This is a genomic window from Pseudomonas sp. Marseille-QA0332, assembly GCF_054950175.1.
The window spans coordinates 180123-195160 of sequence record NZ_CM143106.1; the positions used below are offsets into that span (position 1 = coordinate 180123).

Below are 15038 nucleotides of genomic sequence, written 5' to 3' on the forward strand. Positions count from 1 at the left end.
TTTCAGCCATGCCATGCCACGCCTCGAGAGGGGATGTGTCAGTGCCAATGGCAGACGCCTGGCAGTTCGTGGCAGTATGTGGCAGAAGTACCCGACCAGGAGAATTCGATGTCTGCGCCTGTCCCGGTAGATGAGCGTCCGGATGTGCAATCACTGGCCTCCTATCTCGAGCATGACGATTGTCCAAGCATCATTCTCGACCTGGACTACAACATCATCGCCGCCAACGGCGCCTATCAGCGCCACTTCGGTGTCGAAGGCAAGCCGCACCTGGGCGCGAAATGCTTCAAGGTTTCCCACGCCTATGCCGTGCCCTGCGACCAGGCGGGCGAGCATTGCCCCATGCGCAAGGCCGCCGAGACGCGCCGGGCCGAGCGCGTGTTGCACATCCACCACACGCCTCGTGGGCCTGAACACGTCGACGTGGAACTGCGCCCGCTGCTCGGCCCGGACGGCCACCTCGTCGCTTATGTCGAACGCCTCAAGAGCGTCGAGCTGGCTTCGGCCCAGCCGCAGCGGCAAGGCCTGGTCGGCAAGAGCGAGGCGTTCCAGGCGGCGCTCGGCGCCTTGCAGCGAGCGGCTCCGGCTTCGATCCCGGTCCTGCTGCAGGGCGAGTCCGGTACCGGCAAGGAGCTCTTCGCCAGGGCCTTGCACACCGGCAGCGAACGCGCCGCCGGCCCCTTCGTGGTGGTCGATTGCACCGGCCTGACCGAGTCGCTGTTCGAAAGCGAGCTGTTCGGCCACGAAAAGGGCGCATTCACCGGCGCGTTCCAGAAGAAGATCGGCCTGGCCGAGGCGGCACACGGCGGCACGCTGTTTCTCGACGAAATCGGCGACGTGCCACTGTCGATGCAGGTGAAGCTGCTGCGCCTGATCGAAGCTGGCAGCTTCAGGCCGGTCGGCAGCCTGAGGACCGTGCATTCCGATTTCCGCCTGGTGGTGGCGACGCACAAGCCGCTGCGGGAAATGATCGAGCTGGGCACCTTTCGCCAGGACCTGTACTACAGGATCAGCGCATTTCCGATCCTGCTGCCGCCGCTGCGGGCGCGCACCGAGGACCTGCCCCTGTTGGTGCAAAGCCATCTGGAGCGGATCGCCCCAGGGGCGCAGTGGCAGGTCGACCCGGCAGCCCTGGAGTGCCTCGAACGCTACCTGTTCCCAGGCAACATCCGCGAGCTGAAGAACATTCTCGAGCGGGCTTGCCTGCTCAGCGACGACGGAGTGATCCGACGCCAGGACCTGCCGGAGGAACTTGGCGGCAGCCTGGCGCCGTCGACCAGTGACGGTCACGCGCCGGACATGAAGCAGGTGGCGCACTTGCTCAACGTGTTCCAGGGCTCCCGGGCTGAACTGGCCCGGGAACTCGGCTTGAGCGAGCGGACCTTGTATCGCAGGCTCAAGGCGCTGCAGGGTGGCAGGTAGCGCCTGGCCGGGTTGCTTCAGGCTGGCTGCCGGTTCACGGCTATAGCCGGTGCCCGCGGCCCACCTGCCAAGCCGGTTCGCATGTCATTCCCGCTAGGCTGCTGATACAAGCCCAACCCGAACTCGGGCAGCACCGCCAGCAGGTAATCGAAGATGTCGCCCTGGATCCGCTCGTAGTCGGCCCACACCGTGGTGTTGGTGAAACAGTAGATCTCCAGTGGCACCCCCTCAGGGGTGGCCTGCAGCTGACGGACCATGCAGGTCATGCGCGGATGCACGTCGGGATGGTTCTTCAGGTAGGCCAGGGCGAAGGCGCGGAAGGTGCCCAGGTTGGTCAGCTGGCGGCGGTTGGCGGCCAGGTCCGGTACCTGGCCGAGCGCCTGGTTCCAGGCTTGCAGCTCCTGGCGCTTGGTCGCCAGGTAGTCACCCAGCAGTTGCACGCCGGACAGGCGCTGCTGCTGCTCATGGGTGAGGAAGCGCACCCCGGTGGCGTCGATGAACAGGCTGCGCTTGATCCGCCGGCCGCCCGATTGCTGCATGCCCCGATAGTTGCGGAACGACTCGCTCATCAGGCGCCAGGTGGGAATCGAGACGATGGTCTTGTCGAAGTTCTGCACCTTGACCGTGTGCAAGGTGATGTCTACCACGTCGCCGTCGGCGCCGACCTGCGGCATCTCGATCCAGTCGCCGACATGCAGCATGTCGTTGCTGGTCAGCTGTACGCTGGCGACGAACGACAGCAGGGTATCCTTGTAGACCAGCAGCAGGACCGCCGACATCGCGCCCAGGCCCGACAGCAACAGCAGTGGCGAGCGATCGATCAGGGTCGCGACGATGACGATCGCGCTGAACACCCACAGCACCATCTTGGCCAGTTGCACGTAGCCCTTGATCGAGCGGGTACGGGCGTGTTCGGTGCGCGCGTAGATATCGAGCAGGGCGTCGAGCAGACAGGCCACCGCCAGGGTCAGGAACAGCAGGGTGAAGGCCAGCGCCAGGTTGCCCAGGAAGTGCTCGCTGGTGGCGTTGAGGCCGGGCACCAGCTTGAGGCCGAACTGCACCACCAGCGAAGGCGTGGTCTGCGCCAGGCGGTGGAAGACCTTGTTGTGACGCAGGTCGTCGAGCCAGCGCAGCGCCGGCTGGCGGGCCAGCAGGCGGCTGGCGTGCAGCACCAGGAAGCGGGCCAGGCGGCCGATCGCCAGCGACAGCGCCAGCAGGACCGCCAGGCCGAGCGCGGCGTGCAACATGGGGTGTTGATCGAGGCTGCCCCACATGTCGCGGGTGTCGAGCCAGAGTTGTCGGATATCCATGGGTTCAGGTACATCTGTATGGCCAAACGAGGCGCCATTAGAACGCGGAAGGGGCACCGGCGGGCAAAAGAAATTCGGCGGCAACGCTGGAAACCGTTACCCTATGCAACTGAATTTCCGCACATGCCCGAGGTTACATCCGTGTTTTCCCAATTCGCCCTGCACGAACGCCTGCTCAAAGCCGTGGCCGAGCTGAACTTTGTCGAGCCGACCCCGGTGCAGGCGGCGGCCATTCCCCTGGCCCTGCAAGGGCGTGACCTGCGCGTGACGGCACAGACCGGCAGCGGCAAGACCGCGGCCTTCGTGCTGCCGCTGCTCAACCGCCTGGTCGACCTGCGCGAGCGCCGCGTGGAAATTCGCGCGCTGATCCTCCTGCCGACCCGCGAGCTGGCCCAGCAGACCCTCAAGCAGGTCCAGCTGTTCTCCCAGTTCACCTACATCAAGTCGGGCCTGGTCACCGGTGGCGAGGACTTCAAGGAACAGGCCGCACTGCTGCGCAAGGTGCCGGACGTGCTGATCGGTACCCCGGGCCGGCTGCTCGAACACCTCAACGCCGGCAACCTGGACCTGTCCCACGTGCAGGTGCTGGTGCTCGACGAAGCCGACCGCATGCTCGACATGGGCTTCGCCGAGGACATGGAGCGGCTGTGCCAGGAATGCGCCAATCGCGAGCAGACGCTGCTGTTCTCCGCCACCACCGGCGGCGCGGCGTTGCGCGAGGTGATCGGCAAGGTGCTGAAAGATCCCGAGCACCTGATGCTCAACAGCGTCTCGCAACTGGCCGAGGGCACTCGCCAGCAGATCATCACCGCCGACCACGACCAGCACAAGGAGCAGCTGGTGCAGTGGCTGCTGGCGAACGAGACGTACCAGAAGGCGATCATCTTCACCAATACCCGCGCCTGGGCCGACCGTCTGTACGGTCACCTGGTGGCCAAGGAGGTCAAGGCCTTCGTGCTGCATGGCGAAAAGGACCAGAAGGACCGCAAGCTGGCCATCGAGCGCTTCAAGCAGGGCGGCTCGAAGGTCCTGGTGGCCACCGACGTGGCGGCACGCGGGCTGGATATCGAGGGCCTGGACCTGGTGATCAACTTCGACATGCCGCGCAGCGGCGACGAGTATGTGCACCGCGTCGGCCGTACCGGCCGTGCCGGCGGCGAGGGCCTGGCCATCTCGCTGATCTGCCACAACGACTGGAACCTGATGTCGAGCATCGAACGCTACCTCAAACAGCAGTTCGAGCGCCGAGTGGTCAAGGAGCTCAAGGGCAGCTACGGCGGACCGAAGAAGGTCAAGGCATCGGGCAAGGCGGCCGGCAGCAAGAAGAAAAAGATCGAGAAGAAGACCGACAAGAAGGTCACCGCCAAGCGCAAGCCGGCAGCACGGCCGAAGGCCAAGGCACCATTGGCCAGCGCCGATGGGCTGGCACCGCTGAAGAAGCGGGCGCCGGCGGCTGAATGAGCCACGCGGGTACCGTCCTTGCAACCTGTGCCCGCTATGAGCCCGTGCAGATGTGTCGGCGGCCCCGACGCCGACCCTAGGCTTTGTACGAAAAGTCGCCGAGCGGCGAACAGGCAAGGCGAAAACAGGCGAGGAACGGCCGGGGTCGCGCTCGACTTTACTGGTTGTAAATGAGCATTCCGAGCCTGTTTTCAACGTGGCCTAATCGTCACGCAGGCACTTTTCATACAAAGCCTAGAGCCAGCCCGAGCGCTTGAAGCTGAGATACAGCGCCGTACAGCCCGTGGCGATCACCCCCAGCACGGCGAAATAGCCGTAGTGCCAGCCCAGCTCCGGCATGTTCTCGAAGTTCATCCCGTAGATCCCGGCGATGGCCGTGGGGAAGGCCAGGATCGCTGCCCAGGCGGCGAATTTGCGTTGCACCGCGCTCTGGCGCGCCGAATCCAAGAGCAGGCCGACTTCTATGGTCTGGCTGGCCAGTTCGTGGATGGTCGAAAGATCTTCCATTTGCCGGTTCACATGGATCTGTACGTCGCGAAAGTAAGGGCGCATGTTCTTGTCGATGAACGGGAAGTTCAGCCGTTGCAGTTCCTCGCTGATCTCCACCATCGGCGCCACGTAGCGGCGCAGGCGCAGGATCTCGCGGCGCAGGCCGTGCAGGTGCTGGATGTCCTGTTCCCTGAGCGAGCCGCCCAGCACGCTGTGTTCGAGGGCCTCGATATCGGCATGGATGGCTTCGCTGACCGGCTGGTAGTTTTCGGTGACGAAGTCCAGCAGGGCGTAGAGCACGAAGTCTTCGCCATGCTCGAGCAACAGTGGGCGGGCCTCGCAGCGTTGGCGCACCAGGGCATAGGACTTGGAATGCCCGTTGCGGCAGGTGATGACGTAGCCGTTGCCGGCGAAGATATGGGTTTCTATGAACTCCAGGCGACCGTCGCGGCGCACCGGTGAATAGGTGACGATGAACAGCGCGTCGCCGAAGGTCTCGAGCTTGGGGCGGCTGTGCTTTTCCAGCGCGTCCTCGATTGCCAGTTCGTGCAGGTTGAACTGTCGCTGGAGGGTCGCCAGCTGCTCGGCGCTGGGCTCTTCCAGGCCGATCCAGACGAAGTGCCCTGGCTTGCGCGCCCACTCGCTGCCTTGCTCGAGGCTGATGTCGGTGATCCTGCGACCAGCGTTGTACACCGCTGCTGCCACGACTCGTCCCATGCTGCGCTACCTCCTGGCCTGTCCTCACAGACAGCGTGGCCGCAGCGGCGTTCCGGGGCAACCCGTGCGGCGCCGCGCCGGCCGGATCAGGACCGGGCGAGCTCGCGCTCCATCTGGTCGATGCACTGTTGCATCTGCTCTCGGCATTGTTCGATGAGCGCCGGGATGTCCTGCTTGCCCAGGCCGGCCGTGGCGATCGGCGGCAGCGAACGGACGATCACCGTCTGTCGACGCCAGCCGGACAGGCTCAGGCGGAGGGCATAGCGACTGACGCAAACCGGGACGATCGGTACGCCAGCCTCGACGGCCATGTGGAAGGCGCCTTTCTTGAAGTCCAGCAGGCGCTCGCCTCGATTGCGCGTGCCTTCCGGAAAGATCCAGATCGACGTGTCGTCGTGCAGGATGCGCGTGGTCAGTTGCAGCGCCCTGCGAGCCTGGTAGGCATTGCTGCGATCGACCAGCACGTTGCCGCCGAGCCAGAACAATTGGCCGAACAGGGGGATCCAGCCCAGGCTCTTTTTGCCGATGGCCACGGTGCGACGCGGCACGACATGGCCGAGGATGAACAGGTCATGGTTGGACTGGTGGTTGGCGACAATGACACAGCCGGGCGGCTGGTCGCCGAGCGGGCCGACCTCGGCCTGGACCTTCAGGCGCATCAGCCAGGTAGCCGGCAGGCTGTAGAGGCGGGCGAAGATGCGGCTGTTGTCAGGGTTGAACGGACGGCACAGCCCGATCAGCAGACCCACGAAACCCACCAGCAGGAAGTGCAGGCCCAGCAGGAACATACGCGGAAGATAAAGCATGGTACGACTCACACCAGATGGTCGCCGCGCAGTGTACGACCGTGCACTGGGAGCGGCAAGGCGTGAGCTGCCCGCAAGCCGCAAGCCGCAAGCCGCGAACCACAAGCAGGAGTAGGCCGATCTTCCATGCGCCAACGCTCGGCTTGCAGCTTGCCGCGCTCAAACCCGCTGATCGAGAAGGATGGCTTCGTCAAGGGCGGCCAGCAGCGCCTGACGGACCTTGAGCTTGGTGGTGCGATGGGCGCGCATGTTGAGCTTCTTCAGCTCGCGCGCGGCGGCCAGCGCGGTTTCCTGCAACTGCTCGGCCGACACGACCTTGTCCAGGAAACCCGCTTCGCGAGCGGCATGCGGGTCGAAGATTTCGGCGTTGACCACGGCGCGCTGGAAGGCGGCCGGCTGCAGGCGGTCGCGGGCCAGCTCGATGCCGGCATGATGCATGGTCATGCCGATCTGCACTTCGTTGAGGCAGATCTTGTACGGGCCCTCGATGCCGATGCGGTAGTCGCTGGCCAGCAGCAGGAAGGCACCCTTGGCCACCGCATTGCCAGGGCAGGCCGCGACGATGGGGAAGGGGTGGGCGAGCATGCGACGGGCCAGCGTGGAGCCGGCCGTGACCAGGCTGATCGCTTCCGTGGGCCCGGCGGTCATGACCTTCAGGTCGTAGCCGCCGGAAAGAATGCCTGGCTGGCCGGTGACGATCACCACCGCGCGCTCCTGCTCGGCGCCGTCGAGCGCGGCATTGAAGGCGGCGATGAGCTCTGGGGAAATCGCGTTGACCTTGCCATTGTTCAAGGTCAGCAGGGCGATACCGTCGTCGGCGTGGTAGGTGATCAGCTCGGGCATGACAGCGTCCTTTCGAAAGAGGTGTCGCCGACGTTAACCAGCAGCGCCGGCCAGGTAAAGCGGCAAGACTGACCGGGCGGTCATGGACAGGCCCTCGGAACGGGCGCGGCCAAAGGGCAGGGGCGCAGGCAGCCTGCCAATCGTGTCCAAGACAGCTTGCAGGATGGCAGGATGGCCTTGTTCGGCCACGCTTTTCCGCTACCCGCTTAAATGCATGAAAATTCTGAAAAAAACGCTTGCCATCGATTGGCTCTTCGACTAAATTAGCGCGCCTCGACGGGCTGAATGGCTTGGAGAGAAACGGTGAAGTGTCCGAGTGGTCGAAGGAGCACGCCTGGAAAGTGTGTATACGGGAAACCGTATCAAGGGTTCAAATCCCTTCTTCACCGCCACATTCTGAAAAGCCCCTGGAAGCGAAGGTTTCCAGGGGCTTTTTGCATTTGCTGGGTCGATGACTACTACCGGACGTCGAGGTCGCAGCGATGGCCCGCAACGCGGGTCCAAATCTGCCAGCCGACCACTGCTCCATTCCCCTGGCGTGGCCCGCGCACGGACGATCGTCTTGCCACCGGTCAGGTTCTGAGGCCGCTGCGCGCCTTATCGCGGCACTGCGACCGCCACACCCAGCAGACACCCGCCGATGGTGCTGGAAGCACCCGCGCGTAGGTGTGCGACATCACGCCAATAGCGCTTGTCGACAGGTTGTCGATACTCACGCGCACGGGCCGGCGGCACCTGCGCTCGGGTATGCGCGCTGGAGCGAATCCGGGCGTGGTGTGCGCCAGCACCGCGCGAGGTGCGCAGGCTCAGGCGACTGCATGGGCGCGCGATTTGCCCAGCCATGTGCTCACTCCCCAGAACAGCAGGGCTAGCGTGGCGATCGCCAGCCCAGCGGCCACGATGCCGATCCAGCCCTGGTGCTGGTAGAGCTGGGTGCCCAGCAGCGAGCCGAACGCGCCGCCGATGAAGTAGCAGGTGATATAGCCGGCATTGAGGCGGTTGCGAGCCTCTGGACGCAGGGCGATTACCGCGTTCTGGTTGCCCACATGGACCAGTTGCACGGCCAGGTCCAGCAGCAGGACGCCGACCAGCAAGGCAGTCAGCGAACGCTCGGCGAACGCCAGCGCCAGCCATGAAAGCAGCTGGATGGCCAGGCCGACCGTGGTGCCCAGCGCCCCCTTGCCACGGTCCGCGAGCCGACCGGCCCAGTTGGCCGCCAGCGCGCCCGCGGCGCCGGCCAGGCCGAACAGGCCGATGACCGAATCCGGATAGTTGTACGGGTCGCGAGCCAACAGGAACGCCAGGGGCGTCCAGAACAGCGCGAACAGGCTGAAGGACAGCAGGCCCAGCAGCGAGCGCAGGCGCAGTACCGGTTCTTCGGCAAACAGTCGGAATACCGAGCCGATCAGTGCCAGGTAGCCGAGACCGGCGTGGGCGTGGTGCCTGGGCAGGCTGCGGTACAGGGCGATGGCGCACAGCGCCATCAACGCCGCCGCCAGGCAGTAGATGCTGCGCCAGCCGCCCAGCTCGGCCATGAACCCGGCAGCGGTGCGCGCCAGCAGGATTCCCAACAGCAGGCCGCTCATCAGCGTGCCAACCGCCCGCCCGCGTTGCTGCGGTGCGCTGAGCGTGGCCGCCATCGGTACCAGCACTTGCGCCACCACCGAGAACATGCCGGTCAGCGCGGTACCGACGACCAGCCAGGGCAGGCTGCTGGCACTTGCGCTGATCAGCAGGCCCAGGGTAGCCACGCCGACCATGACGACGATCAGCCGACGTTGCTCGAACAGGTCCCCTAGCGGCGCCAGCAGCACCAGGCCGACGCCGTAGCTCAGTTGCGCGGCGATGACGATGGCTCCGGCGCTGGCCATGCTCACCCCGAAATGCTCGGCGATGCTGTGTAGCAGCGGCTGTGCGTAATAGTTGCTGGCCACGGCCAGGCCGGTTGCGGTGGCCATGAGCAGGATCAAGGCGCGGCTCAAAGAAGGCGAGGTGTGCATGGTGTGTCTCGTCGCAAGGCAGAATGGAAGCGGGTCGTGCGTGGGCGCACGGCCTGATGATGGATGCAGATCCACACGGGAGGTTCGCCGGTTCAGGTCACTTCGACCAGCACCAGGGTCTGTGCGGCAGCCTCGAGCACGAGATGAATCTCGTCATCGATACGCTTGCCGAGCAACTGCCGGCCCAGTGGCGAGCGCGGGGTGATCACCATGACCGACTGGTCCGCGAGCGGGATCTTCAGCCCGGCGCCTTCGGGCCCCAGGAAGAACGGGCGTAGCTCGCCTCGTTCGTCCTCGAGCGTGACCAGGTTGCTGACCCGAACGCCCAGCGCCGGATCGTAGTCGCGCAGCAGCAGCTGCCGGTAGGCCTGCAGGGCCTGGCGGATCTCGGCGGTACGTCGAGCCTGGCCGGTGGCCAGGTAGGAGGCTTCGAGACTGAGTGTGTCGTACTTGTTCTCGGCGATGTTCTCTTCGGCGGTCGCGGCCTCGTAGGCGGCCTGGGCCGCGCGCTCGAGGACCTGCATGTCGTGCTCGAGCAAGGCGATGATGCGCTGCAGCAGCTGCGGCTTGTCCATGGTCAGTAGCAGAACTCCTGCACGTGGGCCTGGCTCTTGGCGGTCGGCGCGGTGCGGTTCTGCTGCATCCAGAACTGACAGCGCGGGCTGTTCAGGTTGCGTGGGCTGCCGTCCGGAGCCTGCGCGGCCTGCTGTTCGTGCAGGATCTGCTGGTAGCGCTCGAACATGCGTTGCTGGGCATCGTCGGCCTGGGCTGCCTGTGCAGGCGGCGCGGCTGGAGCCAGGGCCTGGGCCAGTGGCTGCAGCTGCTGCGGCCACAGCTGCCAGGCGAGCCAGGCGCTCAGGGCAATGGCCAAGGCGCCCAGCCACAGGCCCAGGGCGATGCACAGCACCAGTCGCAACGGGGTAAGGGTCATGCTCGGTTCACGCTCTCGGGCCATGGCAGGCTCCTGGCTGGACGACGAAGGAGCGATTGTCGCATGGCCGGCCCCGGCTTTTCACCGCCGACCCTTTTGCCGGCACCGTTTTATCCGCAGAATCAGCGCTTTGGCCCGATGAAAGGGGACAGCCATGAACAGTACCTGGGACATCTTCTGCCGGGTCGTGGACAACTTCGGCGACATCGGCGTCACCTGGCGTCTTGCCCGCCAGCTGGCGAACGAGCATGCGCTACAGGTGCGCCTGTGGGTCGACGAACCTGCCGCCTTTGCCCGGCTGTGCCCGCTGGCCGACCCCATGGCCGCGTGTCAGTCGCTCGAAGGCGTGGAGGTGCGTCATTGGCAGCAACCCTGGCGGGCGAGCGAGGTGGCGGACGTGGTCGTCGCGGCCTTCGGCTGTCGGCTGCCGGAGGAGTACCTGGCCGTCATGGCCAGGCGTGCGACGCCAGTGCTGTGGCTCAACCTCGAATACCTCAGTGCCGAAGCCTGGGTCGCCGGCTGCCACGGGCTCCCGTCGCCCCAGGCCAACGGCTTGCGCACGATCTTCTTCTTCCCCGGCTTCACGGAGGGAACCGGCGGCCTGTTGCGCGAGGCCGGCCTGTTCCAGCGCCGCGCGCCCTTGCGCCAGGATCCGGCGGCTCGCCAGGCGTTCCTGGCCGGGCTTGGGGTGCAGGTGGCGGCACAGGCCCGGCTGATTTCGCTGTTCGCCTACGAAAACCCGCGCCTGGGCGACTGGTTGCAGGCTCTGGCCGACGACGACCAGCCCAGCCATGTGCTGGTACCGGAGGGGCGCGTCCTGACCGACCTGCGCGCCTGGTTGGACGAACCTGCGCTTGCCGTCGGCGAGCTGCGCCGGCGCGGCGGCCTGACCGTCCAGGTGCTGCCGTTCCTGAGCCAGGATGACTATGACCGCCTGCTCTGGAGCTGCGATTTCAACGCCGTACGCGGGGAAGACTCCTTCGTGCGGGCGCAGTGGGCAGGGCAACCGATGCTCTGGCATATCTATGTGCAAGACGAGAACGCCCACCTGGACAAGCTCGAAGCCTTCCTGACGCTGTATTGCCAAGGCCTCTCGGCTTGTGCCGCGGCTGCCTTGCGCCTGCTGTGGCGAGCTTGGAACATGGACCTGGACATGTGCCAGGCGTGGCGCCAGGTCACCTCCCACTGGCAAGAGCTGCAGCGGCACGCCGACGCCTGGAGCGCCAGGCAGGCCGCCCGGCCGGACCTTGCCACGGCGCTGGTGCAGTTTTACCGAAATTGGATATGATACGCGGCCTCGATTTTTCATAAATCCATCCAGATTCGGATATTTCGTAATGAAAACTGGTAAAGAACTGAAACCCGGTACCGTACTGCGGATCGACAACGACCCGTGGCTGGTACAGAAAGCCGAATTCACCAAGTCCGGTCGCAACAGCGCGATCATGAAGACCAAGCTGAAGAACCTGCTGACCGGCTACAAGACCGAAACCGTCTACTTCGCCGACGACAAGCTGGACGACGTGATCCTCGACCGCAAGGAAGTGACCCTGTCCTTCATCAGCGGCGACGCATACACCTTCATGGACACCACCGACTACACCATGTACGAGCTGAACGCCGAGGACATCGACGCCGTTCTGCCGTACATCGAGGAAGGCATGCAGGACGTCTGCGCCCTGACCATGTACGAAGAGAAGGTCGTTTCCGTCGAGCTGCCGACCACCATCAGCCGCCAGGTCACCTACACCGAGAACGCCGCGCGTGGCGACACCTCGGGCAAGGTCATGAAGCCGGCCAAGCTGGCCAACGGCACCGAAGTGCAGGTTGCCGACTTCATCGAGATCGACGAGTGGATCGACATCGATACCCGTGATGGCAGCTTCAAGGGCCGCTCCAAGAAGTAAGCGCTTCTTGCAGCCCTGCAAAGGAACCCGGCCTCGGCCGGGTTCTTTTTTTGGAGCACTGTCCAAGCCATAAGCTGTACGGTGAACCCTCACGTTCAGGTGATCTGCTTGTTTGCAGTTTGCAGTTTGCAGTTTGCAGTTTGCAGTTTGCAGTTTGCAGTTTGCAGCTCGCCGCTCGCCGCTCGCCGCCCCGACAGCTTCAGCGGCGTTCGAGGATCAGCAAGGTCAGTACCCCCGCGACGATGCCCCAGAACGCCGAGCCGATCGAGAACAGCGTCAGGCCCGAGGCCGTGACCATGAAGGTGATCAGGGCCGCTTCGCGTTCACGCGCTTCGGCCATCGCCACGCTCAGGCCGTTCATGATCGAACCGAACAGCGCCAGGGCGGCGATGGACAACACCAGCTCCTTGGGCAACGCCGCGAACAGCGCGGCGAGGGTGGCGCCGAACACGCCGGCCACGGCATAGAAGATCCCGCACCAGACAGCGGCGGTGTAGCGCTTGGCCGGGTCTTCGTGGGCGTGCGGGCCGGTGCAAATGGCCGCGCTGATGGCTGCCAGGTTGATGCCGTGGGCGCCGAACGGTGCCAGCAGCAGCGAGGCCAGGCCGGTCACGCTGATCAAGGGCGAGGCCGGCACTTGATAGCCGTCGGCACGCAGCACGGCCACCCCTGGCATGTTCTGCGAGGTCATCGCCACCACGAACAACGGGATGCCGATGCTGATGGTCGCAGCCAGGGAAAAGCTCGGCGTTGTCCAGACCGGCCGGGCCAGCTCCAGGCTGAAGCCGCTGAAGTCCAGCAAGCCCAGGCCCGCCGAGAGCAGCGTGCCGACCATCAGCGCGGCCAGCACGCAGTAGCGGGGCGACAAGCGCTTGACCAGCAGGTAGCTGAAGAACATGCCGAGCACCAGCAGGGTGCGGTGCTGGGCGGCGACGAAGATCTCGCTGCCGATCTTGAACAGGATGCCGGCCAGCAGCGCCGAGGCCAGCGAGGCGGGGATGCGCCGCACCAGGCGTTCGAAGCTGCCAGTCAGGCCGCAGACGAGCACCAGCAGGGCGCAGGTGAGGTAGGCGCCGATGGCTTCCCCGTAGCTGACACCGCCAAGGCTGGTGATCAGCAGCGCCGCGCCAGGGGTCGACCAAGCCACGGTGATGGGCGTGCGATAGCGCAGCGATAGGCCGATGCTGCAGACCGCCATGCCGATCGACAGCGCCCATATCCAGGACGAGATCTGCCCACTGCTCAGTCCGGCGGCCTGGCCGGCCTGGAACATCAGGATCAGGGAGCTGGTGTAGGCGGTGAGCATGGCGATGAAACCGGCGACCACGGCCGAGGGCGAGGTATCGGCCAGAAGACGCAGGGGCACTGGGGCGGCGTTGTTCATGTGAGCGGGTCCTTTTACGCTGCAAGCAAGGCTGGCAGGTTAACCTGCCGCTGGCCGGAGCTTGCCATACAGCGATGGCTGCATTGAGCCGTACAGTCGCGCGTGGCTGTCCGCCAACCCGGCCGACCGCCAGCCACGCGGACTTTGTACGGAAAGTGCCTGGGCGAGGTCCATGCTGCGTTGAAGAGCAGGCTCGCAATGCTCGACGGTGGATCGCGCTTGCTTGCCTGTCTTGGCCTTGCCTGATCGCCACGCGGCGACGTTCGCGCAAGCCCCGGCGATCAGCGCATGTCGGGCAGCTTGGCCTCGCTGCGCACGTCGGTCTTGGCGATCGCCTCGGGCGGCAGGGTGATGCGCTGTTTGCTCAGCAGCTCGCCCATGGTAGCCAGCACGCGATACATCGAGTACTCGCCGGTATAGCGGATCTCGGTATAGCGGGTGCTGGCGGTGTACAGCTCGTTCTCGCTGTCGAGCACATCGAGCAAGGTCCGCTGGCCGATGCCGAACTGCTCCTGGTAGGCCGCACGCACGCGCGTGGTGGTTTCGGCGTATTCGCGCGCGGAGGGCAGCTGCTTGCGCGCGTTGCTCATGGCGTTCCAGGCCAGGGTCAGGTTCTCGTTGAGCTGGCGCAGGGCGTTGTTGCGGATGTCCAGGGCCTGGTTGATCTTGTGCGCATCGGACTGTCGGCGTGCGCTGTCGCTGCCGCCGCGGAACAGGTTGTAGCTGAGCTCGACGCCAGCCTGCCAGTCGTTGTCGCTGCGTCCGCGCTCGCCGCCGAGGTTGTTGTTGGCGCCAGTGGCCAGCACGGCGTCAAGGCGTGGGTACAGGGTCGACTTGGCCACCTTGTACTGCTGCTCGGCGGCATTCACGTCAGCTTGCGCCGACTTCAGGTACGGGTTGCTTTCCAGCAGGCCCTGGCGCGCTTCTTCCAGGCTGGCCGGCATCTGCACCTGCACGTCCAGCGGTGCTTCGAGCTCATCGGGCATGCGGCCGACGGCGCTGTAGAAGTTGGCCTCGGCATCGGCCAGGTTGACCTGAGCGGTTTCCAGGTTGTTTTCCGCCAGCGCGCGGCGGGCACGCGACTGGTCCAGGTCGGCGGTGCTACCCACGCCGCGCTCACTACGCAGGCCGATCTGGTCATTGACCCGCAGGTGGGCCTGCAGGTTGTTCTCGGCGAGGGTCAACAGCTCGCGGCGCTTGAGGACTTCCAGGTAGACCTCGATGGCGCGCAGTGCGACATCCTGGGCGACGGCCTGGGTATAGTAGGCACGCGAGGTTGCCACCGCTTCGGTGCGGCCGACTTCGTTGGCCGTGTTGAAGCCGTCGAACAGCATCTGCCGCAGGCGCAGTTCGGCCTGGCGATAATTGAGCGTCTCGGTGGCGCGGCTGGTGGTGCCGTCGGCATTCACCCGGCGCGTGTTGTTGTTGTCCGAGCGCTGGCGGCCATAGCCGGCGACCAGGTCGACGCTGGGGTAGTAGCCACCGCGGGCGAACTTGACGTCCTCGTCGGCCGACAGTCGGCTGTTGCGATTGGAACTGACCTCAGGGTGATTGTCCACGGCGTTCTGGATGGCTTCGGCAAGCGACATCGCCTGTGCATTGGCACACGCCATGGCCAACAGGATCGCACTGGTGATGGGGGTCAAAACGCGCATCAGGTTACTTCTCCCTGGAATTCAATGATGTTCCGTTGTCGCCAAAAAAATGACGTTTTTGGCGGGTCAGTCTGTTTCAGAGCCGCAACAGCTCAGCTGGGCACCTTAGTGGC

At 65.2% G+C, this 15038-nt stretch carries 13 protein-coding genes and 1 tRNA gene; 5 read left to right on the plus strand and 9 right to left on the minus strand.

Annotated features, from left to right (window positions below; all coding sequences use genetic code 11):
* Positions 1-108: 108 nt before the first annotated feature.
* Positions 109-1422: a sigma-54 interaction domain-containing protein gene (locus ACY8GK_RS00810; protein ID WP_462402031.1), complete on the plus strand. Its 1314-nt coding sequence runs from the start codon at positions 109-111 to the stop codon at positions 1420-1422.
* Positions 1423-1439: 17 nt separating this feature from the next.
* Here ACY8GK_RS00810 and ACY8GK_RS00815 read toward each other — a convergent pair whose 3' ends face one another.
* A complete protein-coding gene (locus ACY8GK_RS00815; protein WP_462402032.1) occupies positions 1440-2732 on the minus strand; it encodes a mechanosensitive ion channel family protein in 1293 nt (430 codons plus the stop codon).
* A gap of 141 nt (positions 2733-2873) precedes the next feature.
* Here ACY8GK_RS00815 and ACY8GK_RS00820 point away from each other — a divergent pair, with 141 nt between their 5' ends.
* Positions 2874-4193 carry a DEAD/DEAH box helicase gene (locus ACY8GK_RS00820; RefSeq protein ID WP_462402033.1) on the plus strand — a complete coding sequence of 440 codons (1320 nt, stop codon included), beginning with the start codon at positions 2874-2876 and terminating at the stop codon, positions 4191-4193.
* A 234-nt stretch (positions 4194-4427) separates the two neighbouring features.
* On the opposite strand, the gene ACY8GK_RS00825 is transcribed toward ACY8GK_RS00820, so the two are convergent.
* From ACY8GK_RS00825 to ACY8GK_RS00835, 3 genes are all read right to left on the minus strand, one after another.
* Positions 4428-5399, minus strand: a complete 972-nt coding sequence (locus ACY8GK_RS00825) for a magnesium and cobalt transport protein CorA (RefSeq protein ID WP_462402034.1) — start codon at positions 5397-5399, stop codon at positions 4428-4430.
* Between the two features lie 86 nt (positions 5400-5485).
* Positions 5486-6205, minus strand: a complete 720-nt coding sequence (locus ACY8GK_RS00830) for a lysophospholipid acyltransferase family protein (protein ID WP_462402035.1) — start codon at positions 6203-6205, stop codon at positions 5486-5488.
* 159 nt (positions 6206-6364) lie between these two features.
* Positions 6365-7048: a crotonase/enoyl-CoA hydratase family protein gene (locus ACY8GK_RS00835; RefSeq protein ID WP_462402036.1), complete on the minus strand. Its 684-nt coding sequence runs from the start codon at positions 7046-7048 to the stop codon at positions 6365-6367.
* Positions 7049-7350: 302 nt separating this feature from the next.
* Between ACY8GK_RS00835 and ACY8GK_RS00840 the strand changes: the two genes are divergently transcribed.
* Positions 7351-7440 (plus strand) — tRNA-Ser (locus tag ACY8GK_RS00840).
* Positions 7441-7854: 414 nt separating this feature from the next.
* Here the strand turns inward: ACY8GK_RS00840 and ACY8GK_RS00845 are convergent.
* From ACY8GK_RS00845 to ACY8GK_RS00855, 3 genes are all read right to left on the minus strand, one after another.
* Positions 7855-9048: an MFS transporter gene (locus ACY8GK_RS00845; protein WP_462402037.1), complete on the minus strand. Its 1194-nt coding sequence runs from the start codon at positions 9046-9048 to the stop codon at positions 7855-7857.
* A gap of 92 nt (positions 9049-9140) precedes the next feature.
* On the minus strand, positions 9141-9623 hold the full coding sequence (locus tag ACY8GK_RS00850; RefSeq protein ID WP_196180316.1) for a GreA/GreB family elongation factor: 483 nt from the start codon (positions 9621-9623) through the stop codon (positions 9141-9143).
* Positions 9624-9625: 2 nt separating this feature from the next.
* Positions 9626-10003, minus strand: coding sequence for a hypothetical protein (locus ACY8GK_RS00855; RefSeq protein ID WP_196180318.1), 378 nt, complete (start codon positions 10001-10003; stop codon positions 9626-9628).
* A 130-nt stretch (positions 10004-10133) separates the two neighbouring features.
* Between ACY8GK_RS00855 and earP the strand changes: the two genes are divergently transcribed.
* Positions 10134-11267 (plus strand): elongation factor P maturation arginine rhamnosyltransferase EarP, encoded by a 1134-nt coding sequence (earP, locus tag ACY8GK_RS00860; RefSeq protein WP_196180320.1) that lies wholly within the window; start codon positions 10134-10136, stop codon positions 11265-11267.
* Positions 11268-11316: 49 nt separating this feature from the next.
* Positions 11317-11886: an elongation factor P gene (efp, locus tag ACY8GK_RS00865; protein WP_170028870.1), complete on the plus strand. Its 570-nt coding sequence runs from the start codon at positions 11317-11319 to the stop codon at positions 11884-11886.
* Positions 11887-12085: 199 nt separating this feature from the next.
* Here efp and ACY8GK_RS00870 read toward each other — a convergent pair whose 3' ends face one another.
* A complete protein-coding gene (locus tag ACY8GK_RS00870) occupies positions 12086-13270 on the minus strand; it encodes a benzoate/H(+) symporter BenE family transporter (RefSeq protein WP_462402038.1) in 1185 nt (394 codons plus the stop codon).
* 281 nt (positions 13271-13551) lie between these two features.
* Entirely contained in the window at positions 13552-14925 is a 1374-nt protein-coding gene (locus ACY8GK_RS00875; RefSeq protein ID WP_462402039.1) for a TolC family outer membrane protein, read from the minus strand.
* Positions 14926-15038: the final 113 nt, after the last annotated feature.